The sequence below is a fragment of the Enterococcus sp. AMC1251 genome, from assembly GCF_058216535.1.
The window spans coordinates 1,557,864-1,584,424 of the sequence record NZ_CM177098.1; the positions used below are offsets into that span (position 1 = coordinate 1,557,864).

At 35.4% G+C, this 26,561-nt stretch carries 22 protein-coding genes; 20 read left to right on the forward strand and 2 right to left on the reverse strand.

Annotation, left to right across the window (positions count from 1 at the left end; translation table 11 throughout):
• Positions 1–75: 75 nt before the first annotated feature.
• From AC4BBR_RS07350 to AC4BBR_RS07370, 5 genes are read left to right on the forward strand one after another with little or no spacing between them, the layout of a single operon-like run.
• A complete protein-coding gene (locus tag AC4BBR_RS07350) occupies positions 76–480 on the forward strand; it encodes a DUF2177 family protein (RefSeq protein WP_490461885.1) in 405 nt (134 codons plus the stop codon).
• 7 nt (positions 481–487) lie between these two features.
• The gene (locus tag AC4BBR_RS07355) at positions 488–2,296 is read left to right on the forward strand and encodes a DegV family protein (RefSeq protein WP_490461886.1); all 1,809 of its coding nucleotides are present in this window, start codon (positions 488–490) and stop codon (positions 2,294–2,296) included.
• A 1-nt stretch (position 2,297) separates the two neighbouring features.
• Entirely contained in the window at positions 2,298–3,071 is a 774-nt protein-coding gene (locus AC4BBR_RS07360; protein WP_490461887.1) for a DUF1295 domain-containing protein, read from the forward strand.
• Positions 3,072–3,084: 13 nt separating this feature from the next.
• The gene (locus AC4BBR_RS07365) at positions 3,085–3,894 is read left to right on the forward strand and encodes a TspO-related membrane protein (RefSeq protein WP_490461888.1); all 810 of its coding nucleotides are present in this window, start codon (positions 3,085–3,087) and stop codon (positions 3,892–3,894) included.
• Between the two features lie 45 nt (positions 3,895–3,939).
• Entirely contained in the window at positions 3,940–4,509 is a 570-nt protein-coding gene (locus AC4BBR_RS07370; RefSeq protein ID WP_490461889.1) for a TetR/AcrR family transcriptional regulator, read from the forward strand.
• Between the two features lie 47 nt (positions 4,510–4,556).
• Here the strand turns inward: AC4BBR_RS07370 and yidC are convergent, their stop codons facing one another.
• Both yidC and AC4BBR_RS07380 read right to left on the reverse strand, forming a co-directional pair.
• Positions 4,557–5,474 carry a membrane protein insertase YidC gene (yidC, locus tag AC4BBR_RS07375; protein ID WP_490461890.1) on the reverse strand — a complete coding sequence of 306 codons (918 nt, stop codon included), beginning with the start codon at positions 5,472–5,474 and terminating at the stop codon, positions 4,557–4,559.
• 120 nt (positions 5,475–5,594) lie between these two features.
• Complete coding sequence (locus tag AC4BBR_RS07380; protein ID WP_490461891.1) at positions 5,595–5,870, reverse strand: acylphosphatase; 276 nt, start codon at positions 5,868–5,870, stop codon at positions 5,595–5,597.
• A 119-nt stretch (positions 5,871–5,989) separates the two neighbouring features.
• Here AC4BBR_RS07380 and AC4BBR_RS07385 point away from each other — a divergent pair, with 119 nt between their 5' ends.
• The 15 genes from AC4BBR_RS07385 to zapA all read left to right on the forward strand — a co-directional run bounded on the left by AC4BBR_RS07385 (position 5,990) and on the right by zapA (position 26,558).
• Positions 5,990–6,760 (forward strand): TrmH family RNA methyltransferase, encoded by a 771-nt coding sequence (locus tag AC4BBR_RS07385; protein ID WP_490461892.1) that lies wholly within the window; start codon positions 5,990–5,992, stop codon positions 6,758–6,760.
• A 453-nt stretch (positions 6,761–7,213) separates the two neighbouring features.
• Entirely contained in the window at positions 7,214–8,002 is a 789-nt protein-coding gene (rpsB, locus tag AC4BBR_RS07390; protein WP_069640757.1) for a 30S ribosomal protein S2, read from the forward strand.
• A gap of 232 nt (positions 8,003–8,234) precedes the next feature.
• Entirely contained in the window at positions 8,235–9,116 is an 882-nt protein-coding gene (gene tsf, locus AC4BBR_RS07395) for a translation elongation factor Ts (protein WP_490461893.1), read from the forward strand.
• A 277-nt stretch (positions 9,117–9,393) separates the two neighbouring features.
• On the forward strand, positions 9,394–10,116 hold the full coding sequence (gene pyrH, locus AC4BBR_RS07400; protein WP_010761216.1) for a UMP kinase: 723 nt from the start codon (positions 9,394–9,396) through the stop codon (positions 10,114–10,116).
• Positions 10,117–10,120: 4 nt separating this feature from the next.
• On the forward strand, positions 10,121–10,678 hold the full coding sequence (frr, locus tag AC4BBR_RS07405) for a ribosome recycling factor (RefSeq protein ID WP_490461894.1): 558 nt from the start codon (positions 10,121–10,123) through the stop codon (positions 10,676–10,678).
• Positions 10,679–10,910: 232 nt separating this feature from the next.
• A complete protein-coding gene (locus AC4BBR_RS07410; protein ID WP_490461895.1) occupies positions 10,911–12,377 on the forward strand; it encodes an ABC transporter permease in 1,467 nt (488 codons plus the stop codon).
• A 12-nt stretch (positions 12,378–12,389) separates the two neighbouring features.
• Positions 12,390–13,064: an ABC transporter ATP-binding protein gene (locus AC4BBR_RS07415; RefSeq protein ID WP_490461896.1), complete on the forward strand. Its 675-nt coding sequence runs from the start codon at positions 12,390–12,392 to the stop codon at positions 13,062–13,064.
• Positions 13,057–14,628 carry a PASTA domain-containing protein gene (locus AC4BBR_RS07420; RefSeq protein WP_490461897.1) on the forward strand — a complete coding sequence of 524 codons (1,572 nt, stop codon included), beginning with the start codon at positions 13,057–13,059 and terminating at the stop codon, positions 14,626–14,628. The genes AC4BBR_RS07415 and AC4BBR_RS07420 overlap by 8 nt, the downstream gene beginning before the upstream one ends.
• Before the next feature lie 586 nt (positions 14,629–15,214).
• Complete coding sequence (gene uppS, locus AC4BBR_RS07425; protein ID WP_490461898.1) at positions 15,215–16,018, forward strand: undecaprenyl pyrophosphate synthase; 804 nt, start codon at positions 15,215–15,217, stop codon at positions 16,016–16,018.
• Positions 16,015–16,815 (forward strand): phosphatidate cytidylyltransferase, encoded by an 801-nt coding sequence (locus AC4BBR_RS07430; protein ID WP_490461899.1) that lies wholly within the window; start codon positions 16,015–16,017, stop codon positions 16,813–16,815. Before uppS ends, AC4BBR_RS07430 begins: the two co-directional genes overlap by 4 nt.
• A gap of 57 nt (positions 16,816–16,872) precedes the next feature.
• Positions 16,873–18,033, forward strand: coding sequence for a 1-deoxy-D-xylulose-5-phosphate reductoisomerase (locus AC4BBR_RS07435; RefSeq protein ID WP_490461900.1), 1,161 nt, complete (start codon positions 16,873–16,875; stop codon positions 18,031–18,033).
• Positions 18,030–19,298: an RIP metalloprotease RseP gene (gene rseP, locus AC4BBR_RS07440; protein ID WP_490461901.1), complete on the forward strand. Its 1,269-nt coding sequence runs from the start codon at positions 18,030–18,032 to the stop codon at positions 19,296–19,298. The genes AC4BBR_RS07435 and rseP overlap by 4 nt, the downstream gene beginning before the upstream one ends.
• A 71-nt stretch (positions 19,299–19,369) precedes the next feature.
• Positions 19,370–21,082 (forward strand): proline--tRNA ligase, encoded by a 1,713-nt coding sequence (locus AC4BBR_RS07445; RefSeq protein ID WP_490461902.1) that lies wholly within the window; start codon positions 19,370–19,372, stop codon positions 21,080–21,082.
• 330 nt (positions 21,083–21,412) lie between these two features.
• Complete coding sequence (locus tag AC4BBR_RS07450; protein WP_490461903.1) at positions 21,413–25,765, forward strand: PolC-type DNA polymerase III; 4,353 nt, start codon at positions 21,413–21,415, stop codon at positions 25,763–25,765.
• Between the two features lie 349 nt (positions 25,766–26,114).
• Positions 26,115–26,558 carry a cell division protein ZapA gene (gene zapA / locus AC4BBR_RS07455; RefSeq protein WP_490461904.1) on the forward strand — a complete coding sequence of 148 codons (444 nt, stop codon included), beginning with the start codon at positions 26,115–26,117 and terminating at the stop codon, positions 26,556–26,558.
• The last annotated feature ends 3 nt before the right edge of the window (positions 26,559–26,561 follow it).

The following is a 26,561-nucleotide window of genomic DNA, read 5'->3' on the forward strand; positions in this document are numbered from 1 at the left end:
ATTTAACGTGGTACGATTAACTTATCGATTGATAAGGTGATCGTGCTACGTTTTATTTTACGAGGAGGAATTGAAATGAATCATTTTGTGAAATTGTTTAGTGTTGCAGCTTTTACGTTTCTTGTATTAGATTTTATTTGGCTACTTTTCATTGCTAAAAAAGTTTATCAAGAGTATTTAGGCTATCTGTTAGGACCAACAAAAATTGTTCCAGCAGCTATTTTTTACGTATTATATCTTATTGGTATTCTATTTTTCGTTATTTACCCAGCAATTGAAAAGGATAGTTTGATTTATGCCATTTCTGCGGGAGCGTTGCTTGGCGTTTTATGTTACGGAACGTACGATTTAACAAATCTTTCTACAATCAAGGACTGGCCAATTTTTATAACGGTGATTGATTTAATTTGGGGAGGATTTGTCACTGCAGCTACTTGTGGCATAACTGTCTATATAGCGCAGCATTTTAATTGGAGGTAAGTAACGTATGGAAAGTCGATCGATTGATTCTAAAGAGTTGCTATTTGCATTTCAACAAGGTGCGATTCAGCTGATAAACGAGAAACAAGAACTAAATCAGATTAATGTTTTTCCTGTATCAGATGGGGACACAGGCAGTAATTTGGCCTCGTTAATGCAAACTATTCTCGAAGAAACAAAAAATGAAACTACGTCAGTCGTTGATGTATTTGAGAAAATTGCAGAAGCTTCCCTAGTAGGAGCCAGAGGGAATTCAGGAATTATTTTTGCCCAATATTTTAATGGAATTTATAATAATCTGTTGCTTCTAGAGGAAAAAAATTCTGTTAGCAGTTTTGTAAAAAGTGTGAAATTAGCAATCAGAGAAGCTTACCAGGCAATTGCAAATCCAGTTGAAGGAACAATCATTACAGTTATTCGCTCATGGGCAGAAGCGATGAGTGAAAATGAACAGGTATATAGTTTAGAAGAGCTGTTGCCAGATGCGCTTGTTAAAGCTAGAGAAGCTTTAGAAAATACAACTAAGCAACTAAAAGTTTTACAAAGAAATCAAGTTGTTGATGCAGGCGCAAAGGGTTTTTATGTCTTCATAGAGGGGTTTACTCAGGCTTTTATCAATAAAGATATAGTGGTCAAAACGGTTATCAATTTGAATGATCGAATAAAAATAGATAGTACAGAATTATTGCATCAAAACACATCAGAACCAGAGTATAGATATTGTACCGAAATTTTATTGGATCAAGTAACTCAATCGAAAAGTGACATTCAAGAAAAATTGAGCTCTTTTGGAGATTCATTAATTGTTGCTATGAATCGTAAAAAAGCTAGAATTCATATTCATTCTAATCAACCTGATGAAGTATTGAATTATTTAAGTACAATTGGTCAGCCAGTACAGCAAAAGGCGGATGATATGTTACTACAATATCGAGTAAATACACAAAAGAAGGCTTCAATTGCTTTAGTGACGGATTCAATTGCCGATTTACCTGCTGATTATGTATTAAACAACCAAATTCATGTTCTGCCAATGAATATTTTGATTGGTAATACTAGCTATATTGACAAAATAACGATTCAAAGCAATCAATTTTTTGAACTAAACAAAAATCAGACTGAAAGAGCAACCAGCTCTCAACCAACATTAAAAGTTGTAGAGAATCTTTTTTCATTTTTAGAAACTAGATATGAAGCAATTCTAGTCATTACAGTTGCAGATAAATTAAGTGGAACGTTTCATACAGTACAGAAAGCAGCTAAGCATATAACGTCAAAGACTACTAAAATTGAAGTGATTGATTCTAAACAAAATTCCGCAGCGCAAGGCTTATTAGTAATGAGCGCAAATGAGTGGATTCAAGAGGGATTATCTTTTGACGAGCTTGTCAGTCGAACAAAAAATAAACGGAGCCAACTTAAAGTGTTAGTTAGTGTAGATGATTTAGATCCAATGATAGAGTCTGGAAGGATTCCTCAATTTGTTGGGAAAATAGCAAAGAAGATCAATCTTAAGCCTGTTGTTAGTTTAAACGAGCAAGGGGAAGGTAAATTAAGTGATTTTGCTTTTAGTCTGGAAGGCAATGAAAGAAAAATTATTCATCAGTTAAGAAAGTTACATGAGAAAAGCAAGATAAAACGTTATGCTGTCATTCATGCTAATTCACAAGAACGAGCAATACAGTGGCAGAACAAACTGATAGAACAGCTTGGTTTTCAGCCGAGTTACATGATGGATATCTCAACAGTCGTTGCGATGAGCGCAGGCCAAGGAAGCGTAGCTGTGGCGATTGAAATAGAAGAGGGAGGAATTTAGTATGACGATTTTGATCATTAGTTGCGTGATTTTTATTTATTTTACTGCGTTATTCTTTTTAGCTCAAGCTCTTCATAACAATTCTATTGTTGATTTAGCTTGGGGAATTGGGTTTGTTCTTGTAGCCATTACTGGTTATTTGGTAATGCCAGAAAAAACAATTGTTAGCACGATTGTTTTACTATTAGTGAGCATTTGGGGGCTACGTTTATTTTTCCATTTAGCCAAACGAAATATCGGGAAACCAGAAGATTATCGCTATGTAAATATGAGAAAACGTTGGGGAAAACATTGGGCAAAACTAAAAGCGTATTTAAATGTATTTGTTTTACAAGGTGTTCTTTTGTTAGTTGTTTCAATGCCAATTCTTTTTGTCATGACAAGCGCTGTCAATGATTTCTATTGGTGGAACGGATTAGGTATTTTGGTTTGGCTGATAGGTTTCGGTTTTGAAACGATTAGCGATTATGAGTTGACAAAATTTAAACGTGACAGTCGTAATCATGGAAAGCTTTTAACAACGGGATTGTGGTCGACGACAAGGCATCCTAACTATTTTGGTGAAGCTCTTAGTTGGTGGGGAATTTTTCTAGTGAGTTTAAATGAAACACGAAATATTTGGGGCATCATCGGTCCTATAACTATTACCTTGTTGCTTTTATTTGTTTCGGGTGTACCATTACTCGAAAAGAAATACAAAGATCGGTCAGATTTTATTGCTTATGCGAGAAAAACACCTAAATTTATACCGTTCATCGGAAAAAAAGGATTATGAAGGAGGTATTAGATTGAACAAAAATGAATCTTTAAGAGTAAAACTGTTCGTAACGATTATTTATCTTATAATGATTGCTACAAACGCTGCTGCGGTTTTGTTACCCTTTAACGGGATGACAACACAAGAGGTTTCGGATACGTATCCAAATTTATTTGCGCCAGCGGGTTTAACTTTTGCAATTTGGTCAGTCATTTACTTCTTGTTAGCAGGTTTCGTCATTTACCAATGGTTTAAACCAACAAACCAGTCGATATTAGCTAGAAAGCAAATCGGTAAAAAAATAAGAAGTTCATTTATAATTTCGTCTATATTAAATAGTATCTGGTTACTCACATGGCAATATCTTCAAATTGATTTGTCTATTGTGATCATGTTGGCTTTACTATTTGTATTGATTTATGTGAATCGTCTTTTAGTGAATATAGCGTTGACTAAAAAGGATTACATTTTTGTAAGGTTGCCGTTCAGTATTTATTTTGGTTGGATTACAATAGCTACGATAGCCAATATTACTGCTCTTTTAGTAGACAAAAATATTGATTTCTTACAAAAAAATCAAGTTTTATGGACGATAGCTATATTACTTGTCGGTTTGCTAATCATTTGTGCAACGATTATTCGCAATCGTGATATTTCCTATGGTTTAGCAACATTGTGGGCTTATTACGGTATTTTGAGCAAGCATCAATCAGTGGACGGTTGGGATGGAACATATCCAACAATCATTATTACAGTGATTATTTGCTTAATCATTTTAGCAATTGTCTGTGTTTATGAATTGGTTTTACTATTTAGAAAAAAAGAATGCCATCTAAGATAAGTTTCTGTTAAAATAGTAAAGAAATCAACTATAGGTGGCTAGGTAATGGATAAAGAGACGAAAAACACGAGAGTTAAAATTATTCAAGTAGCAACACGTTTATTTATGGATAACGGATATCAAAGTACATCTACAAGACAAATTGCGCAATTGGCTGGCGTAACCCAGCCCAATTTATACCATCATTTTAGAAACAAAGAAGAAGTTTACGTCGGTGTTATTGAAAGTCTGTTAAATGATGTAAACGAAGAATTAGTCGAGATTGTTGAAGATCAAAAACTTGAAACGATCTGCAAATTACAAAAGTTCGCTGAGTGTCTAAAAACAAAACACCCATTTGATTTTGATTTGATGATGCATGATTTTAGGAAGAAGTTAACTAATGAGACTCAGCAGAAATTATTTTCACTTTGGAATCAGTCATATAAAGTACCTTTGTTAAATCTTTTTGAAGAAAGTGATTTTGTTATGCGAACTGGTTTGTCACCAGAGATCGCAACAACACATTTTCTCAATACATTATCTCCGTATATAAAAACAGAACAGAATAACTCGTCGTTAAGTATCGTTCAAGTTGTTGACCTTTTTGTTTTTGGGATTGCGGAAACTAAATAAATAAGAACCAACTGCAATCTTTACCTTGCGTTGGTTCTTATTTTTATTTAGTTTCTATTTTGTTTTCCCGCATTTCTGCCTTTTTTCGAAGCATTTTGAGGAGCAATTGTTTTTTCTTCTGTTGGTGTGACATCTTTGCGAGGGACAACCACTTGTTTTGGTGGGTTTTGTTTTAATTCCTCTGCTACTTGTGCTTTAATTCTTGGTTTTAAAAATTGATTTGTAATCAATGTCTGGATACTACTGAAAATTCCTCCGACTACCCAATACAATGTTACACCAGCGGGAGAGCTGATGGACATAAATACGATCATTAAAGGTGACACAATCAACATAGATTTCATTGTTTTCTTTTGTTCTTCTGGAATACCGATCGTTGAAAGGTATCCTTGAAGTAAGTAGGCAACACCAGCTAAGACAACAAATATAATACTTGGTTGTCCAAGGTTGACACCGAAAAATGATGCATCGGCAATTCCTTTTGTGTAACGAGCAGCAAAGAACAGGGCTGAGAAGATTGGCATTTGGATCAATAATGGCAGACACCCAATGCCGCCCATCATGCTCATATTGTTTTCTTTGTAAACTTGCTGCATTTCAGCTTGCGCTTGCATTTGTTCTTCACGTGTCGTTGCTTCTTTTACTTTTGCTTGAGCGGCATCGATTTGAGGCTTGATCGCTTGCATTTTTTCCGTTTGGATCATGCTTTTTTTCGATTGGTTTAATCCTAATGGCATAATGATAAGACGAACAATGATCGTAATAAAAATGATTGCCCAGCCGTAATTCCAATTGAAATTATCCACAAGGTATGTAATGGCACTACTCATTGGTTTTACTAGTAAATTATAGATGATTCCTTCACCAGTTGGCTGTCCATCTGAACCAGTTTTTACACATCCAGATAAAAAGAGTACTATAGTGAATAGACTGGAACCGAGGAGCCACTTATTTAATTTTCGCATTTTATTCTTTCCTTTTCTAAAAAAATTTGCACAAGGTTAACTATACTTGAAAAAGCGTTTTTTTTCAATAAAAAATAGAAGAATCTACACTAAGACTGAGAAAGATTCTTCCGAATTAAATCAATTTGTAACTTTAAAGCTGGTATATTCTTCCATTAACGGATCTTCTTGAATATCTACATACGTCACACGACCTGCAGGACTTGGAGAATCCTTAATTTTTTGAATGAATTGTTTCATTGTTTCATCCTTACCTACGGATTCGATTGAAACTGAGCCGTCCTCTTCATTTTTAACAGTTCCAAATATGCCTAGTTCATCTGCAACCATCTTTGTCATGTAACGAAAGCCAACCCCTTGAACTTTTCCTTGAACATTCATGCGTACTTTTCTCATTCTTGTACACCTCACTTTTTATTAAATTAATGATAGCGATTTTTCAAAGATCTGGCAAGTAAATTAGTGACTACCTGATTAAAAAAAATCATGCTATACTAGCTAAGTGAGGTGTGAAAATGAAAGAAATTTTATCAACAAAAAATGCAATGATTAAGGATTTTAAAAAATTACATAAAAAGAAATATCGAGAAGAGAACCAACAGTACATAATTGAAGGGTTTCATTTGATTGAAGAAGCTGTTAAGGCAAATGCTCAGGTTGATTGGATTCTCTTTAATCATCGAGGTCGATCAGAATGGTCGGTTTGGCTAGACGATCAGCCACAAGAAAAATTGATCTATGCTTCTGATGAAGTGCTAGAATCTCTTTCAGAATTACCGACTCCTCAAGGAATGATTGGCATCGTGAGGATTCCTGAATTTGAGAAAGATATACCATTTTCAGGTGGTTGGCTTTTGTTAGATAACGTTCAAGATCCAGGAAATGTTGGAACGATGATTCGTACTGCTGATGCAGCAGGTCTTTCAGGTGTGGTTTTAGGAGAAGGTAGTTCTGATATATACAATACCAAGGTGTTGCGGGCCATGCAGGGAAGTAATTATCATTTACCTGTAATACGTAAGTCACTAGCTGAAATAATTGATGAATTCCAAAAAGTGAACATACCTGTTTATGGAACAGAACTAAATCCTGATGCAGTTTCTTATCAAAAAATCAGAAGAACCGAGAAGTATGCCTTAATCATGGGAAATGAAGGGCAGGGGGTTTCAAGTGAACTTTTAGCGAAAACAGATCAAAATATCTACATTCCTATTAAAGGTGCAGCTGAATCATTAAATGTAGCGATTGCAGCAGGTATTTTAATGTACCATTTGGAAAATGGCTAGCTAAATAAAAAGTTTATGGTACTGAAATAGAAAATATGTCTATACGCACCTTTGATTTATTATATAAGATATTATGCAAATAAAGAAAGCTTTATGAAAAACGACTATCTTTGTGTTGTTTTATAATTATTGCTTGTAACAGTACAGTAAGAAAGGTATAGTAAGTCGGGAAAACGTTCTTCCTGATACAAGAACGATTCAACTACTAATTGATCCGATAATTTTTGAAGCATGATGAATAATCAAAAATCAATTCCTTTACTGAGAAAGTTACAGAAAAATATAATCATTATGTTGAAATCTTTTCAAGAATCATGTATACTAAATAACAGTGTGAAAACACTAAATCCACATCCAGATTTGATTTGTAAGGCGGTGCTACTTTTAGTAGTTCCTTATAAATATGAGAACTGGAGAGGGAACAAATAAAAACCAAATTGGAGGAAACAACACATGGCAGTAATTTCTATGAAACAATTACTAGAAGCCGGCGTACACTTTGGACACCAAACTCGTCGCTGGAACCCAAAAATGAAGAAATACATCTTCACAGAAAGAAACGGAATCTACATCATTGACTTACAAAAAACAGTTAAATTAGTAGATGCTGCTTACGATTACATGAAAAATGTTGCTGAAGACGGCGGTGTTGCATTATTCGTAGGAACTAAAAAACAAGCACAAGAAGCGATCAAAGACGAAGCAATTCGTTCAGGTCAATACTTCGTAAACCACCGTTGGTTAGGTGGAACATTGACTAACTGGGATACTATCCAAAAACGTATCAAACGTTTGAAAGATATCAATAAAATGGAAGAAGACGGAACATTTGAAGTTCTTCCTAAAAAAGAGGTTGTTGGTTTAAACAAACAACGTGAACGTCTTGAAAAATTCTTAGGCGGTATCCAAGATATGCCAAGAATTCCAGATGTAATGTACATCGTGGATCCTCGTAAAGAACGTATTGCTGTTCAAGAAGCTCAAAAATTGAACATCCCAATCGTAGCGATGGTTGACACAAACTGTGATCCAGATGAAATCGATGTAGTAATCCCATCAAATGATGATGCGATTCGTGCGGTTAAATTGATTACTGCTAAAATGGCTGACGCTTTCATCGAAGGAAACCAAGGTGAAGATCAAGCTGTAGAAGAAATTTTTGTTGAAGAAGCTCCAGAAGCTGCAACTTCAATCGAAGAAATTGTTGATGTTGTTGAAGGCAGCAATGATTCAGCAGAATAATTTAAAATAACGGAGCTGTCTCGAAGGCTAGGCGAAAAAAAGCCTGTTTCTCCTTTGAGATAGCTTTTTTAAAACGAATAATTTTATAATTATATTATCTAGCTAAGAGGGCTAGCTCTTCGGAAAAAAGATAAAAATAAATGAGGAAAAAGCACCTCAGTTTTATTTTTCTATTTTTCTGTCAGAGTTTAACGAGCCTGCTACGCTTTTAAAACTTAGGAGGAACAAAAAAATGGCAGATATTTCAGCAAAATTAGTGAAAGAACTACGCGACATGACTGGTGTCGGTATGATGGATGCAAAAAGAGCATTAGTAGAAGTAGAAGGTAATATGGAAGCCGCTGTTGATTACTTACGCGAAAAAGGCATGGCTAAAGCAGCTAAGAAAAATGATCGTGTTGCAGCAGAAGGTTTAGCAAACGTTGCTTCAAATGGTAACTTTGCTGCAATCGTTGAAGTGAACTCTGAAACTGATTTCGTTTCTAAAAACGAAATGTTCCAAGAGCTGGTTAAGAAAATTGCAACTGAAATTGCAACAAACAAACCAGCAACTATGGAAGAAGCTTTAGCTCTTAAAACAGATAAAGGAACGCTAGAAACTGAATTAATCGAAGCAACAACGGTTATCGGGGAAAAAATTAACTTCCGTCGTTTTGAATTGGTTGAAAAAGATGACAATGCCGCATTCGGAGCTTATTTACACATGGGTGGACGTATTGCTGTATTAACTGTACTAGAAGGAACAACTGACGAAGAAGTTGCGAAAGACATTGCAATGCACGTGGCAGCGATCAATCCTCGTTATGTGAATGAATCTCAAATTCCTCAAGAAGAATTAGAACACGAAAAAGCGATTCTTTCGGAACAAGCATTAAACGAAGGGAAACCAGCGAATATCGTTGATAAAATGGTTGTTGGACGTTTAAATAAATTTAAAGCTGAAATTTCTTTAGTAGATCAACCATTCGTTAAAGATCCTGATATGACAGTTGAAAAATATGTTGCTTCTAAAGGTGCAACAGTTAAATCATTCATCCGCTTTGAAGTTGGCGAAGGAATCGAAAAACGTGAAGACAACTTTGCAGACGAAGTAATGAGCCAAATCAAAAAATAAATCTGTTACTTACGTAACAGTTGAGCGCGAAACAAAACTAAAAATCAGTTTTGTTTCGCGCTCTAAATTCGAATAAACGGCGAGAAAAAGCAGCTCCTTCGGAAATAAGCTGAAAATCACAAAATTTGAAGTGCAATTTTCGTGAATTACCTCTTATTTCTCGGAGCTAAACACTTTTGTCTCAGCCTCTTTTTTTAAGCAAATCAAAGAAATAGACTGGCAGAATACCCAGAGTGTGTTAAAATGTTCTTAGACAAATGGTGGAGGGAAATCAAAAATGGTAAAACCTAAATATCAACGTGTTGTATTAAAGTTAAGTGGCGAAGCTTTGGCCGGAGAAGAAGGGTTTGGAATTAAACCTCCAACAATCAAAGAAATTGTAGAAGAAATCAAAGAAGTTCATGAATTAGGAATCGAAATGGCAATCGTTGTTGGCGGTGGAAATATCTGGCGTGGACAAATCGGCGCTCAAATGGGTATGGAACGCGCACAAGCTGATTACATGGGAATGTTAGCAACTGTAATGAACGCTTTAGCATTACAAGATACATTAGAAAATCTAGGAGTTCCAACACGCGTTCAAACATCAATCGAAATGCGTCAAATCGCAGAGCCATATATCCGTCGTCGTGCAGAACGACATTTAGAAAAAGGCCGTATCGTAATCTTTGCAGGAGGTACAGGAAATCCTTACTTCTCAACGGATACTACTGCAGCTTTGCGTGCAGCAGAAATTGATGCGGATGTGATTTTAATGGCTAAGAACAATGTTGATGGTGTATATTCTGCCGATCCTAAATTGGATGCAAATGCAGTTAAATTTGAAGAATTAACGCATCTAGATGTCATTTCAAAAGGATTACAGGTAATGGACTCAACAGCAAGTTCATTAAGTATGGATAATGATATACCATTAGTGGTCTTCAATTTAAATGAAACTGGTAATATTCGTCGAGCTTGTCTTGGAGAAAATATCGGAACAACTGTAAGGGGGAAATAAAAAAATGAGTAGAACTGTACTAGCAACAGCAAAAGAAAAAATGAGCAAAGCGGAACAAAGTTTGCAACGTGAACTTGGTCAAATCCGTGCTGGACGGGCTAACGCAAGTCTTCTGGATCGGATTCAAGTTGATTATTACGGCGCACCTACACCCGTGAACCAACTTGCTGGAATCAACATTCCAGAAGCACGTGTGTTGATGATTACGCCTTTTGATAAAAATTCACTTGAAGATATCGAAAAAGCAATCCAAGCTAGTGATATCGGAATTAGCCCAACAAATGATGGTACAGTGATTCGTCTAGTTATTCCACAACTGACGGAAGAGCGTCGTAAAGAACTAGCAAAAGACGTAAAAAAAGCTGCTGAAAGCGCCAAAATCGCTGTTCGTAATATTCGTCGTGACGCTATTGATGAATTAAAAAAACAACAGAAAAGTAATGATATCACAGAAGATGAATTACGTAATTTAGAAAAGGAAGCGCAAAAATTAACAGATGATAGCGTAAAAAATATTGACACTATCACTTCAGAGAAAGAAAAAGAACTTTTAGAAGTTTAATAAAAATGATATAAAACAACAAAAAATCACATTTTAAATGTATGATTTTTTGTTGTTTTTTTGTTTTATTAAATATAATTGTTATTTTAAATGAAAAAAACGTTTAATTTTAAACATATAAACACTAATGGTTAGAAGTTTAAACGTGTGTGTTAAAAAAAATCTTGTTAAACCTTATGTGTTATGGAATAATGATATTAGCTATATATTTTTCAAAAGAGGAGATGAGAAAGTGAATTTTATCAAACGTGCATTATGTAGCGTTACTAGAAAAAAGGGGAAATCACTCATTTTGTTTGCAGTGATATTTGTATTGGGAAATGTTATCGCAGGTTCTATTGCGATTCAACAGTCTACACAAAATGTTGAAAAAAGTGTCAAAAAGCAACTAGGTGGTATGGCTACGATTCAACTCGATTATGAAAATAATCAGGATGAGTTTGCCAAAGAAGATGTTAAAATTGAACAACTTAAAGTAGATTTGATGAAAAAAATAGGAGAGTCTCCTTATGTAAAATACTATGACTACAATGCCATGGCAATGGCACAGACGAAAAATTTGAAAAGTGTTTCATTAGATTCAGAGCAATCCGGAGGAGCGATGGAAGGCTTTAACTTAAAAGGCTCAAACTACCCTGAAATTTTAGATGTTGAAGAAAAAAACATTAAATTAGTTGAGGGTAAAGTATTCACTCAAGAAGATATTGATAATGGTAAAAATGTTGGCTTGATTTCTTCAAAAGTTGCTGAGGAAAACGGCTTATCTGTTGGGGACCAAATGGTTATGGATACTAGAGGCTATGATTATAGCGAGAGCGGTGAAGAAAAAGAATTATTTAAGATAGACGTACCTATTCAAATCATAGGGATCTTTGAACCGACAACGGTAGAAATGAAAGACAAAGAAGACAAGAAAAGTGAAGATCAAAAAATGAACCAACAATATATGTCATTACAACAACTCAACACAGTTTATTTACCCAATAAAACAGTAGTGGAAATCAAAAAAGATGCTACAGAAAAGCTAAAAAAAGTGGATTCTGACAACCCCTACATTTCAGAAGATGGGGAAGAAGAATATTATACACCTGTTTATATTTTAAACAGTCCAGATGATGTAGAAGCATTCAAACAAGAGACACAACCCCTGTTACCTAACTTATATGCAGTGAAAGCATCAACGGATCAATACGAACAAATTGGCGGAAGTATGAAGAAAATGTCTCAAATTTCAGGTTATGTAGTTATGATTGCAGTCATAGCAACATTATTGATCATTTCTCTTGTTGTTTTATTATTTATGCGTGATCGTAAGCACGAATTAGGGATTTATCTATCTTTAGGTGATAAACGCAGTCATGTTATGGGACAAATTATTATTGAGATGTTGATCATAAGCGGAATTGCATTGATTCTTTCATTAATTACTGGGAATTTTTTAGGGAAAATGGTTTCAGAATCCTTATTAAATAGTGATATATTGAATAGTACAAATGATCAAATGAATATGTTTGTAGGATTAGACGGATTAGGTACAACTGATCTTACAACAGATGATATTATGAATGCTTATGAAGTGAAATTCTCATTGGGATATATCGTCACTTATTTAGTTGTTGGTTTAGGTACAGTGTTACTGGCAGCCATTTTACCATTATTGTATATTGTTCGCTTAAACCCAAAGAAAATCATGATGTAGGAGGTAAGGAAAATGGCAATTTTAGAAACAAAAAATCTTAGTTATTTTTATCAAGATGGCGATCAACGCCGTTTTATTTTAAAAGACACCAATGTTGCTTTTGAACAAGGAAAATTCTATACCATTTTAGGACAATCTGGTTCAGGAAAAACAACGTTCCTTTCTCTGATTAGTGCTTTGGATACGCCTAAAGAAGGTCAAGTTTTAGTGAATGGAAAAGATATCAAGACAATTGGATACGAAAAATACCGTCGTGACGATATCAGTATTATTTTCCAGAGCTATAATTTAGTTCCTTACCTGACAGCGTTGGAAAATGTTTTGGTTGCAATGTCGATTACTGATAATGAACTGCCACCTAATCAAAAAGAAGTTGCGTATAATCTTCTAGATTACATTGGAATCACAAGTGAAAAAGCGGATCGATTAGTGAATCAGCTTTCTGGTGGTGAGCAACAACGTGTGGCCATTGCTCGTGCTTTAGCGACAAATGTAGATATCATTTTAGCTGATGAACCAACCGGAAATTTAGATGAAGGGATGGAACAAGAGATTGTCGATATTTTTCAAAATCTAGCTAAGGTTCATAATAAGTGTGTTATTGTTGTGACTCACTCTAATGATATCGCTGGGCAATCTGATGAGACCTATTACCTGAAAAAAGGTGTGTTAAAAAAATATGAGTGATTTTCTTTCAAATTTTAGTGGCGGTAACTATGAAAAAACCCGCCAGCAAAAAAATGAACAAAAAGATAAAATGAGTAAATGGGAAGTAACGAAGAAAACAAAATCAGAAAAAGGTTCAATAAATAAAGAAAACCCAGTTACACAGCAAAGTGAAAGCCATTCTGAAGTGTTTTATGGACCGAAAAACAATCCGGATAACACGTCTAATTATACTAAGAAAAATAAAACAGCTTCTAGTGTATCCGTTGAACCAGAGCAACTTGAAGAGTTGATCTATACTAAAAAGCGTTCAAAAAAGAAAAAATACGAACCAGTTAAAACCAATGAGCCAATCATTGTGGCGTCGGTGAATCAATCAAAGAACCCTGAAGAAGTGATTGAAACTGATCCCACCTATAAAAAGAAAAAAATCAAAAAATTTATTTACATCGGTCTTGGAAGTTTTGTAACGGTTTCATTATTGTGTTTTGGTTATTACCAAATGACCCATGTTAAAGTACCAGATTTTGAAGGCAAAGAACTGTCTGAAGTTCGTGAATGGACAACAGAAAATAGTGTGAAACTTCAAGTGGAGCAAAAATACAATTTTGACAAAGAGGCAAATGTGATTATTGATCAAACAGTAAAGAACAAAAAAATTAAAAAAGGTAAAGAGTTAATTGTTGATGCTAGCCTGGGAGCGGATCCAGAAGAAGCAGTTTCACTACCAGACTTTAAAGGAATGAAATTGAATGATGCGAAAAACTGGATCAGTAAACAAAAAGCTGATAATTTAGCAATCATTGAAGAGTACAGTGATAAAGTACCAGCAGGTGACTATCTAAAATTTGAAATAACTAACAAAGATGTAAAAGCTGAAAACTATAAACGTAAAGACAAAGCAAAAGCCTATTTTTCTAAAGGAAAAGAAGTCTTTGAAAAAGATATCTCAGTGCCTGATTTTGCTGGGAAGCCAAAAGAAGAAGCAACCGACTGGGCCAAGAAAAATGAAATTACGCTAAAGGTCGAAGAAGCTGATTCAGAGAAAGTCGAAAGTGGAAAAATCGTTTCGCAAAGTATTGGAAAAGATACGAAAGTTGCAAAAAAAGAAACGATGTCCATTACGGTTTCAACTGGGAAAGCTTTAATAGTTCCAGATTTCTCGCAATTCAAAGCAGAAGAAGCGGAATCCAAAGCAAATGGATTGCAAGTTCAAATGCAACAAGTATTTAATGATCAAGTTCCATATGGTCGATTTATTAGTCAATCCGTAGAAATCGGAAAAAAATATACAGAAAAAGATGTAAAACCTGTAATTCAAGTGGTTTATTCAATCGGTAAACCATACATCAAAGATTTACGTGACAATACTTTAGAAGGAGATCTTCAAAAGATTTTCTATGATGAATATCAATCTAAAGGTGCTAATATCACCTATCAGGTTTACTATGTCGATTCAACAGTGACAAAAGGAACGGTTGTTAAGATGAGCCAGTATAATGAATTTATTCCGATCAACTCTGTTGTTCAAATTGGTATCAGTAAAGGAAATCTAAAACCTGCAGAAAATAAAACTTCTGAATAAAAGGTCATTTGATCAGAAAAAAATTTAAAAAGAAGATGGGCTGATTTTTTCTCACGAATTATTCAGATTTAGAGAGTGGAGTAAAACTGTAATTTGAAGTGTACCCCCTAAGTTAGATTGTTTGGTCTAACTTAGGGGGTTTTTATGATTAAATTTGAGTATAATTTTAAAAAACAGGCAGTTGAAACTTATCTAAAAGGAGAAGGAAGTTACATAGCGTTGGCTCATCGCTTTGATTCATTGATACATAAGTGGGTGAAAATTGTAGAGGTTAGGATTTGAAGACTTAAATCATTGGAAAAATTACTAAATATGCTCTTTTTAGTTTATGCTAGATGTTCTATACTATTCGGATTATAGTCTAACTATTAGGTCTCACTTCAATTTCAGTTTTGTTCCACACTCTTCTATTTTCTATTTGAAAAAAGTAGGCTATAACAAGTATATTAAACTTGATTTTCACATGAATTTAGGCGATTTCCGAATAGTTTTATTAAATAATGACGAATTTTTTTCATTTGCATAGGCATTTCTGAAAGATATTGCTATAATAGTCTAGATAGATTTTTGGAATGGAGGGAAAAATATGTTACGTTTTTTTCCACAAAAGAATAAATACATACAAAAAGAAAGTACGTTGGTATTTGATAGTGAAGGACCGATCCCTAGACACTTAGCGATTATCATGGACGGGAATGGACGGTGGGCTCAAAATCGGCGTCTGCCACGAATTGCTGGACATAAAGAAGGTATGGATACGGTAAAAAAAGTTACAAAGTATGCAAGTAAATTAGGGATTAAAGTTTTGACTTTATATGCTTTTTCTACTGAGAACTGGAAGCGTCCAACAGATGAAGTGAGTTTTTTAATGCAGCTACCAGTAGACTTCTTTGATACGTTTGTACCAGAACTAATTAAAGAAAATGTAAAAGTTCAAGTGATGGGTTACAAAGAGTTTTTACCAGCCCATACCCAAGATGCAGTAGAACGTGCAATTGAACAGACTAAAAATAATACTGGTATGATCTTAAATTTTGCTTTAAACTATGGATCAAGAGCAGAGATTCTTACCGCGGTAAAAGAAATAGCTAAAAAAACGGCAAATAATCAGCTTTCGCCAGAGGATATCACTGAAACAATGATTGCCGATCACTTGATGACAGGATTCTTAACAGAAGATTTAAGAGATCCAGAGCTATTAATTCGTACCAGTGGTGAAGAAAGAATCAGTAATTTTTTACTTTGGCAAATTGCTTATAGTGAATTGTTTTTTACAGATGCTTTGTGGCCTGATTTTAACGATGCGTTATTAGAAAGTGCGCTGGCATCGTTTCAAAATAGAAATCGCCGTTTTGGCGGCTTAAAGGAAGCTGAGGAGGAAGATAAATGAGACAGCGAGTTATTACAGCGGTCGTAGCATTAGTCGTTTTTATACCAATTATTTGGTATGGGGGAATAGTGATTGAGTTAGCTGCTGCTCTGTTAGCAGTTGTAGGGGTGTATGAACTGTTTAGAATGAAAGGGTTAGAAATTACTAGTTTTGAGGGTGTGCTTTCAGCTTTAGGAGCAGTCTTTTTGATTCTACCAAAAGACCAATGGTTTTTCTTTTTACCTGAAAAAGCCGATAATTTTATTTTGTTCTATTTAACAGTTATAATTTTATTAGGTGGCTTGGTTGCTTCAAAAAACATGTATACAATTTCTCAAGCTGGCTTTCCAGTCATTACAAGTTTGTATGTAGGGGTTGGTTTCCAAAATTTTGTGAGTGCTAGACATACTGGTTTCGTTGTGTTGCTTTATGCATTATTTGTTGTGTGGTCAACAGATATAGGTGCTTATTTTATTGGTAAACGTTTTGGAAAAAGAAAATTATGGCCGGAAGTTTCACCCAATAAAACAATCGAAGGTTCATTAGGTGGTATTCTTTGTGCGGTTGTCGTAACGCTTTTATTTTTGACGTTTACACCTGGTAAAGAATTATTTATTTATAAATTACCTATTATGCTTAGTATAACTGTAATTTTTTCGATTGTCGGTCAATTTGGTGATTTAGTTGAATCATCTATTAAACGACACTATAATGTAAAAGATTCTGGAACGATTTTACCAGGACATGGTGGCATATTGGATCGTTTTGACAGCTTACTTTTTGTTTTTCCGATCATGCATTTATTCGGACTATTTTAATTTCAAACAAGAAGGGAAGGTGAAAAGCTCTGAGTGTTCAGAGTTTTTCTTTTTACTATGAAAAAAATCGCATTATTAGGTGCTACTGGCTCTATCGGTACAAGTACAGTGGATGTCGTTACCGCTTATCCTGATTTGTTCCAAATCGTTTCATTAACATTTCATTCGAACACTGAAAAAGGTGCGGCTTTGATTGAACAATTAAAACCGCGATATGTTGGTGTGGGCTCAGAACAATTAAAAACAACGTTTGCCAGACGCTTCCCAGAAGTTGAATTTGGTGTAGGAGAAGAAGGTCTAATAAAGGCTGCAACACTTGAAGAAGTGGATGTTGTATTAACAGCTGTTTCAGGAAGTGTTGGCTTAAATCCTACAATGGCAGCAATCGAATCAAAAAAAGATATTGCTTTGGCGAATAAAGAAACCTTGGTCATGGCGGGTCAATGGGTCATGGAAGCGGCAATAAAAAATAATGTCAGCATTTTACCTGTCGACAGTGAACACTCAGCAATTTTTCAATGTTTAGAAGGTCAAATAAAAGAAAACTTGGAAGAATTAGTAATTACGGCTTCTGGTGGTAGTTTTAGAGATTTGACGCGAGAAGAGCTGAAATTTGTTACGTTAGAACAGGCATTAAAGCATCCAAACTGGTCAATGGGTAAAAAAATTACAATAGATTCATCAACAATGATGAATAAAGGGTTAGAAGTTATCGAAGCCCATTGGTTATTTGGGACAGATTATGATAAAATAAAAGTTGTTTTACATAAAGAAAGCATTGTTCATTCAATGATTGTCTTAAAAGACGGTGCATACTTGGCTCAACTGGGACCAAGCGACATGCGTGAGCCGATTCAATATGCATTGACGTATCCAGTTCGTCTGCCTATAAAAAATGAAAAAGCATTCGATTTAACACAGATTAGTCAATTGAATTTTGAACCGATGGATTTTGAACGTTTTCCAATGTTGGCGTTAGCGTTTTATGTCGGGAAAAAAGGTGGAGCGTATCCAACGGTCTACAATGCAGCGAACGAAATTGCGGCAAATGCGTTTATTGACGGAAAAATCTCATATCTTCAAATTGAAGAATTTGTCCGAAAAGCAGTTGACAACTATGCAGAAATTAATGAAATCACTTTGAAAGAAGTGATCGCAATCGATAAACAAACAAGAACTATCGTAGAAAGATGGATAAAGGAAGAAGGTCAGTTATGAGAACAATCATTACATTTATTATTGTCTTTGGAATTCTTGTATTAGTGCATGAATTTGGACATTTTTTCTTCGCAAAGCGTTCAGGTATTTTAGTACGTGAATTTGCGATTGGTATGGGTCCAAAGATTTTTGCACATCAAGGAAAAGACGGAACAACTTATACAATTCGGATTCTACCAATTGGCGGTTATGTACGTATGGCTGGTATGGGTGAAGACGAGACGGAGCTAGCCCCCGGAATGACTCTTTCTGTTGAATTGAATGAACAAGAAGAAGTCATAAAGATTAATACAAGTAAAAAAGTTCAGTTAACAAACAGTATTCCAATAGAAATGTTGGAAGCTGATCTGGAAAAAGATCTATTTATTAAAGGATATGTTAATGGAAACGAATCTGAAGAGATCACGTATAAAGTGAACCATGATGCAACTGTTATAGAACAAGATGGAACAGAAGTTAGAATTGCACCGATTGATGTACAATTCCAATCAGCGAAACTTTGGCAACGAATGCTGACGAATTTTGCTGGACCAATGAATAATTTTATTCTAGCTTTTATATTGTTTACAGTTTATATTTTCATGCAAGGTGGCGTAACGTATACAAATACTAACTTGATCGGTGGCATTCAACCGAATAGTCCGGCAGAAAAAGTAAACTTAAAAACAGATGATAGAATTTTATCGATCGATGGAAAATCTGTTACTAATTGGAATGATTTTACTAAAATTATTCAAGACAGCCCGGATAAAGAAGTGAATTTAGCCGTTGAATCTGATGGGAAAACGAGAAAAGTTGGTATTACGCCTAAAAGTCAAAAATCAGGTGACAAGGAAATCGGTGTTATCGGTATTTTACCACCTATGAAGACTGGGTTAGCAGATAAACTAGTCGGAGGTGTTCAAACAACGCTAAGTAGTTCTATGCAAATTTTCCAAGCACTTAAATCGTTGTTTACGGGATTCAGTTTAGATAAATTGGGTGGTCCAGTAATGATGTTCCAGATGTCTGCAGAAGCGTCGAAAGCAGGATTGAGCACTGTGGTTTGGTTAATGGCTATGTTATCAGTCAATCTTGGGATTATCAACTTACTTCCGATCCCAGCTTTGGATGGTGGGAAGATTGTTTTAAATATTTTTGAAGGACTTAGAGGAAAACCATTAAGTCAAGAAAAAGAAGGAATAATTACACTAGTTGGCTTTGGTTTTATTATGTTATTGATGGTATTAGTAACGTGGAATGATATTCAACGATTTTTCTTTTAAATTATTAATTGGATTTTATAACGAATCACTTGAATAGCTTCAACAATTCGTTTAAACAAAGGAGAGTTCTAATGAAACAGTCTAAAATGTTAATCCCTACTTTACGAGAGGTACCAAATGATGCGGAAGTATTAAGTCATCAAATGTTACTGAGAGCAGGTTATATTCGTCAAGTCTCAGCAGGGATTTACTCTTATTTACCTCTCGCAAATCGGGTACTTGAGAAATTAAAAAAAATCATGCGTGAAGAATTCGATAAGATTGATGCCATTGAAATGTTGATGCCTACATTATTACCAGCAGAATTGTGGAAGGAATCTGGTCGTTATGAAACGTATGGTCCAAATCTTTATCGTTTAAAGGATCGTAATGAGCGTGATTACATTCTTGGTCCAACACATGAAGAGACGTTTACAGAATTGATTCGTGATGAAGTAAATTCTTATAAACGTCTACCATTAAATCTTTATCAAATTCAAACTAAATACCGTGATGAAAAACGTCCACGTTTTGGTTTGTTGCGAGGTAGAGAGTTTATTATGAAAGATGGCTATTCTTTTCATGCGGATGAAGAGAGTTTGGATCAATCATACCGAGATTATGAAAAAGCTTATTCATCAATTTTTGAGCGTTGTGGTTTGAATTTTAAAGCAATCATCGGTGATGGTGGTGCTATGGGTGGAAAAGATTCTAAAGAATTTATGGCAATTTCTGATATTGGAGAAGATACGATTTGTTTTTCAACGGATGGCGATTATGCAGCAAACTTAGAAATGGCTGCAAGCCTCTATACACCAAAAAAATCACATGAAACACAATTGGATATCGAAAAAATAGAAACACCAAATGTTGGAACAATCGAACAAGTTGCTGAGTTTTTCGCTGTTGAACCGCAACGTATCATCAAGTCAGTCTTATTTATGGCGGACGAAGAACCTGTCTTAGTTTTAGTACGTGGAGATCACGAAGTGAATGAGGTTAAACTGAAAAACTTCTTAGGTGTTGACTTTTTAGAGGAAGCAACTGAGGAAGATGCTCGTAAATACTTAAATGCTGATTTTGGTTCAGTGGGTCCGGTAGAAATGTCTACTGAAGTGAAATTATATGCTGACTTACATGTCCAAGATTTAGCGAATGCAATCACTGGAGCTAACGAAACTGGGTTCCATTTTAGTAATGTTAATCCAGGACGTGATTTTACACCGATTAGTTACGAAGATTTACGTTTTGTTCAAGAGGGTGATCTTTCTCCAGATGGAAATGGTGTTTTAGAATTTACTAAAGGAATCGAGATTGGTCATATCTTTAAACTTGGTACTCGTTATAGTGAATCAATGGGCGCCACTGTTCTAGATGAGAACGGTCGAGAAAAACATGTGATCATGGGGTGTTATGGAATTGGTGTTAGTCGTCTGCTTTCAGCGATTGTAGAACAAAATATTGATGAGAACGGCATTAATTGGCCAGCAGGTATCTCGCCATTTGATTTACATGTTGTTCAAATGAACATAAAAGACGAGTATCAAATGAAATTAGCGCAAGAAGTGGAAGAAGTGATGACAGCGGCTGGCTATGAAGTATTAGTTGATGATCGCAATGAACGAGCTGGCGTGAAATTTGCTGATGCAGACTTGATTGGTTGTCCTATCCGTATCACAGTTGGTAAAAAAGCTGTTGATGGTGTGGTTGAAGTGAAAATCAAACAAACTGGAGAAATGGTTGAGGTTCGTAAAGAAGAGCTTGAAAGTACATTATCTATTTTGTTGAATGCAGATAAAGGATAAATTTAAAATGTTTATAAAATCGATCAGATTTTGTAAACATTTTTTATGATTACTAGCTAAATAAAATGGAGTTACATCTGGTAGTAAGATTGTATTTCATCAGGAAAAATAGTATACTTAGTAATAGCGAGGCACTTGGCAGAAATGTCTAAGGGCCTCTTTCTTATCAAGTTATACACTAAAAGTTTTGAACACATGTGGCTACGTGAGCTAGTTCTTCGGAAAAAAGATAAAAATTGAAAGTGGCAAGGAGCACCACAGTTAATTTTTCCTATTTTTCAGACAGAACTGAATAAGCTCATTCCGCTTTTAAAATAAGGAGGTTCATTAGTGGCAGACAAGGCACAAGAGTTATTTGCAAAGTTGGTTGATCAAATTCAATTAAATGAACAAGAGCGGCAGCATCCACTCATTCAACAAGGTAGAATTGACAAAGTTGTCGTTCATCAACAAAGCCGCTTATGGGAATTCCATCTGGGTTTCACTGAAATATTACCGGTAATGCTGTATCAATCGTTTGTGCAGCAATTAGAACTTGCTTTTCAACAAATTGCTGGAGTATCTGTCAAAATTTCAGCGGATAAAAATGAATTTACTGAAGAACAATTGACGGATTATTGGCAGCTAGCACTATTGAACAGTCAATGTGATACGCCTCTTGTTCAGCGTGTAATCAAAACACAAACGCCAATCATCGAAGATAAAAAAATTATTTTACCAGTGGATAATGATGCAGTTATTCCTTATTTAAAGCAACAATATTTACCGATCATTGAAGAACTGTATATTCATTATGGTTTTCAAAAATTTCATATTGAACCTAAAATGGATGAGCAGCAAGCGAAGCGTGTACTGGCATTATTTGAAGAGCGCAAACAAGAACAAGATGCTGCATTCCAACAACAAGCTGCAGAATCGTTGATTAAGCATGAACAAAAGAAAAAACAACAGCAACAACAAGGTCCAGCACTTGAAGGACCGATCCGTCTTGGTCGGAATATACCAAATGATGAACCAATCATGCCAATGGGCAATATTTTGGAAGAAGAACGCCGAGTGACAATCGAAGGTTTTGTCTTTGATGTAGAAGTACGGGAGTTACGATCAAAACGGAAAATTTTAATTTTAAAAATTACCGATTATACATCCTCTTTTATCGTTAAAAAATTCTCGAATGGTGAAAAAGATGAACAAATCTTTGATGCCATTCAAAAACATAGCTGGGTTCGGGTTCGCGGAAGTATTCAAGAAGATACCTTTATGCGAGATCTAGTCATGAACTGTCAAGATTTGATGGAAGTCAAACATGCGCCACGTAAAGACTATGCACCAGAAGGCGATAAACGTGTCGAACTTCATTTACACAGCAATATGAGTACGATGGATGCTACAAACAACGTGGCTGATTATGTAGCGCAAGCGGGTAAATGGGGACACAAAGCGATTGCGATCACCGATCATGGCGGCGCACAAGCATTTCCAGATGCGCATAGTGCAGGGAAAAAAGCTGGTGTGAAAATATTGTACGGTGTTGAAGCTAATGTCGTTGATGATGGTGTACCGATCGCTTATAACGAAGCACATATTGAATTAAGTGAAGCAACTTATGTCGTGTTTGATGTGGAAACAACAGGATTGTCAGCTGTTTATGATACGATCATTGAGCTTGCTGCTGTCAAAATGCACAAAGGGAATATTATCGACACATTTGAACAATTTATCGATCCAGGTCATCCCCTATCTCAAACAACCATTAATTTGACTGGGATTACGGATGAGATGGTACGAGGATCAAAATCTGAAGAAGAAGTGCTTCGTTTATTCAGAGAATTTTCAAAAGACACGATTCTGGTTGCCCACAATGCATCATTTGACATGGGCTTCTTAAATACGAGTTATGGAAAATACGATATCCCAGAAGCAGAAAATCCCGTTATCGATACACTGGAACTGTCTCGTTATTTACATCCAACATTCAAGAGTCATCGTTTAAATACACTATCAAAGAAGTTTGGTGTTAACTTAGAACAACATCACCGAGCGATTTATGATTCTGAATCAACGGGACATTTATGCTGGATCTTTTTGAAAGATGCTAAAGAAAATCATGATATGAATTATCATGATGAATTGAATATGCATATTGGAGAAGGTGATTCTTATAAACGTGCCAGACCCTTCCATGCAACGATTTTAGCAACGACTCAAGCTGGTTTGAAAAATCTATTTAAATTGATTTCGATGTCTAATATCAACTACTTTTTCAGAATTCCAAGAATTCCTCGGTCTCAGTTAAGTAAATTACGGGAAGGCTTAATCATTGGTTCGGCATGTTCTAATGGCGAAATCTTTGAAGCTATGATGCAAAAAGGGGTAGAAGAAGCCAAAAATCGTGCGAAATTTTATGATTATATCGAAGTCATGCCAAAAGCGGTTTATGCGCCACTGCTTGAACAGGAATTAGTGAAAAGCGAGGCTGATTTAGAAGAAATCATTAGTAACCTAGTAAAAATCGGGGATGAATTAGGGAAACCAGTTGTCGCAACTGGGAATGTTCATTATCTGAATGAAGAAGATAGTATTTATCGTAAAATATTAGTAGGTTCTATGGGCGGGGCTAACCCGTTGAACCGTCATAGTCTACCAGCTGTTCATTTTAGAACAACAGACGAAATGCTGACAGCTTTTCAATTTTTAGGTGAAGAGAGTGCTCATCGAATCGTTGTAGAAAACCCCAATGCAATTGCTGATATGTGTGAGGAAATCACACCCGTTAAAGATGATTTATATACACCTAAAATTCCAGGTTCGGAAGATGAAATCAGAAACTTAAGTTATACTCGTGCAAAAGAACTTTATGGAGATCCTTTGCCTGACATTGTTGAAAAACGGTTAAAAAAAGAATTGGATAGTATTATCGGAAATGGGTTTTCGGTTATCTATTTAATCTCACAAAAATTAGTGCATAAAAGTATGGAAGATGGCTATTTAGTTGGTTCCCGTGGATCTGTGGGTTCGAGTTTTGTAGCGACGATGACAGGTATTACGGAGGTCAATCCTTTGGCACCGCATTATCATTGTATCAATTGTAAGCATTCTGAATTTTTTGAAGATGGATCCTATGGTTCTGGATTTGATATGCCAGAAAAAAATTGTCCAAACTGTGGTCAGAGATTGTTTAAAGATGGTCATGATATTCCGTTTGAAACCTTTTTAGGATTCCATGGGGATAAAGTACCCGATATTGATTTGAACTTTTCAGGAGATTATCAAGCTGAAGCGCACAACTATACGAAAGTTTTGTTCGGTGAGGAATATGTATACCGTGCGGGAACGATTGGTACAGTTGCAGATAAGACCGCTTATGGATTTGTAAAAGGGTATGAACGTGACCACAATCTACATTTTAGAGGAGCTGAAGTGGATCGTTTAGCGAAAGGTTCTACTGGTGTTAAGCGGACGACTGGACAACATCCAGGGGGAATTATTGTTATTCCAGATTACATGGATGTCTATGATTTTACGCCAATTCAATTTCCTGCTGACGACCAAAATTCTGAATGGAAAACGACTCACTTCGATTTCCATTCAATTCATGATAATATTCTGAAACTGGATATTCTAGGGCACGATGATCCCACTGTTATTCGGATGTTACAAGATTTGTCTGGAATTGATCCTAAAACGATTCCAACTGACGACTCTGAAATGATGCGGATTTTTGCTGGACCGGAAGTATTAGGCGTAACGCCTGAGCAAATTTATTCTAAAACAGGCACTTTAGGAATTCCAGAATTTGGTACTCGTTTCGTACGGGGGATGTTAGAAGAAACGCATCCGTCAACGTTCGCTGAATTATTACAAATATCCGGTCTATCTCACGGTACGGATGTTTGGTTAGGGAATGCTGAAGAATTGATTCGTCGAGGAGAAGCGACGCTAGCAGAAGTGATTGGTTGTCGAGATGATATCATGGTTTACTTGATTCATGCAGGATTAGATAGTGGTATGGCTTTTAAAATTATGGAAACAGTGCGAAAAGGACTTTGGAATAAAATTCCAGATGAATTACGAGAAGAATATTTGACTGCTATGAAAGAAAATAATGTACCAGATTGGTATATCGATTCTTGCTCAAAAATTAAATATATGTTCCCAAAAGCTCATGCGGCAGCTTACGTTTTGATGGCTTTGCGTGTTGCTTACTTTAAAGTGTACTTCCCGATTTTATATTACTGTGCTTATTTCTCTGTTCGTGCAGACGATTTTGATTTAGTTGCGATGTCACAAGGGAAAGAAGCGGTAAAAGCTCGAATGAAAGAGATTCAAGATAAAGGGCTGGAAGCCTCTACAAAAGAAAAAAATCTATTAACTGTTTTAGAGCTTGCCAACGAAATGATCGAACGTGGTTTCAAATTTGGAATGATTGATTTATATAAATCTGATGCGGAGAATTTTATGATTGATGGAGATACGTTAATTGCTCCATTTAGAGCTGTTCCTAGTTTGGGTCTTAACGTGGCGAAATCAATTGTTGAAGCAAGAGAAGAGCCTTTCTTATCCAAGGAAGATCTTGCAAGTCGAGGAAAAGTATCAAAAACCTTGATTGAGTATATGACTGAAAATGGCGTATTAAAAGATTTGCCAGATGAAAATCAATTATCATTGTTTGATATGTTATAACAATAAGGGGTGTGGGACAAAAGTAAATTCACTTTTGTTTCGCACCCTAAATGCGAATAAACGGTAGAAGCAACCACTAGGCTTCGCAATTGTAAGTGCTAAAGCACAATGATTTCAAGGCATCGGAAATAAACGTTTGTCCCAGTATTATTATGTTGATCATTTTTCAAATTTAAGGGAAAAATAATAGCTACAAGTAAAAATCTAATGAAAGTTGTAATAATGCTACTAGACCTTTAATTTTTCTGTTCAGTAGCATATAATAAGAAAGGGTTTATTAGAGGACACGCAATGATAAGTTTCATGGTACAATAGCATTTAATGGATCACTACAGGAGGGAACACTATCATGGTCAAAGAAAAAACAAGATATAAAGCTGTGATTGCCGATCATACGTATACAATTATCGGACAAGAAAGCAAACAACATATGGATTTAGTAACAAAATTAGTCAATGAACAATTAGCTGAGATTAAACATATTTCACCACAAACAAATGATGAACAAGCATCTGTTTTACTTGCGATCAATGCCATTTCAGATCAATTAAAAAAACAAGAAAAAGTACTTAACTTAGAACAAGAAGTGACTGAGTTAAAAAAACGAACAATAAGATTAGCAGAATTGGAAAATCGTATCAAACGTATCGAAGCAATTGAAGAAGAAGCTAGAGGTGTTTTGAAGAAAAAGGGACAAGAAGATGTAGAAATACATAATCATATGGAAGCACAACAAATTTTAAATGAAAATCGAAAACAACAGATTCAAAGCAAGAGTACTCAAGATCAATAATCT

Coding starts and splice junctions, on each gene's coding strand:
- AC4BBR_RS07350 (WP_490461885.1), top strand. CDS start 76: ATGAATCATTTTGTGAAATTGTTTAGTGTTGCAGCTTTTACGTTTCTT.
- AC4BBR_RS07355 (WP_490461886.1), top strand. CDS start 488: ATGGAAAGTCGATCGATTGATTCTAAAGAGTTGCTATTTGCATTTCAA.
- AC4BBR_RS07360 (WP_490461887.1), top strand. CDS start 2,298: ATGACGATTTTGATCATTAGTTGCGTGATTTTTATTTATTTTACTGCG.
- AC4BBR_RS07370 (WP_490461889.1), top strand. CDS start 3,940: ATGGATAAAGAGACGAAAAACACGAGAGTTAAAATTATTCAAGTAGCA.
- yidC (WP_490461890.1), bottom strand. CDS start 5,474: ATGCGAAAATTAAATAAGTGGCTCCTCGGTTCCAGTCTATTCACTATA.
- AC4BBR_RS07380 (WP_490461891.1), bottom strand. CDS start 5,870: ATGAGAAAAGTACGCATGAATGTTCAAGGAAAAGTTCAAGGGGTTGGC.
- AC4BBR_RS07385 (WP_490461892.1), top strand. CDS start 5,990: ATGAAAGAAATTTTATCAACAAAAAATGCAATGATTAAGGATTTTAAA.
- rpsB (WP_069640757.1), top strand. CDS start 7,214: ATGGCAGTAATTTCTATGAAACAATTACTAGAAGCCGGCGTACACTTT.
- tsf (WP_490461893.1), top strand. CDS start 8,235: ATGGCAGATATTTCAGCAAAATTAGTGAAAGAACTACGCGACATGACT.
- pyrH (WP_010761216.1), top strand. CDS start 9,394: ATGGTAAAACCTAAATATCAACGTGTTGTATTAAAGTTAAGTGGCGAA.
- frr (WP_490461894.1), top strand. CDS start 10,121: ATGAGTAGAACTGTACTAGCAACAGCAAAAGAAAAAATGAGCAAAGCG.
- AC4BBR_RS07415 (WP_490461896.1), top strand. CDS start 12,390: ATGGCAATTTTAGAAACAAAAAATCTTAGTTATTTTTATCAAGATGGC.
- AC4BBR_RS07420 (WP_490461897.1), top strand. CDS start 13,057: ATGAGTGATTTTCTTTCAAATTTTAGTGGCGGTAACTATGAAAAAACC.
- uppS (WP_490461898.1), top strand. CDS start 15,215: ATGTTACGTTTTTTTCCACAAAAGAATAAATACATACAAAAAGAAAGT.
- AC4BBR_RS07430 (WP_490461899.1), top strand. CDS start 16,015: ATGAGACAGCGAGTTATTACAGCGGTCGTAGCATTAGTCGTTTTTATA.
- AC4BBR_RS07435 (WP_490461900.1), top strand. CDS start 16,873: ATGAAAAAAATCGCATTATTAGGTGCTACTGGCTCTATCGGTACAAGT.
- rseP (WP_490461901.1), top strand. CDS start 18,030: ATGAGAACAATCATTACATTTATTATTGTCTTTGGAATTCTTGTATTA.
- AC4BBR_RS07445 (WP_490461902.1), top strand. CDS start 19,370: ATGAAACAGTCTAAAATGTTAATCCCTACTTTACGAGAGGTACCAAAT.
- zapA (WP_490461904.1), top strand. CDS start 26,115: ATGGTCAAAGAAAAAACAAGATATAAAGCTGTGATTGCCGATCATACG.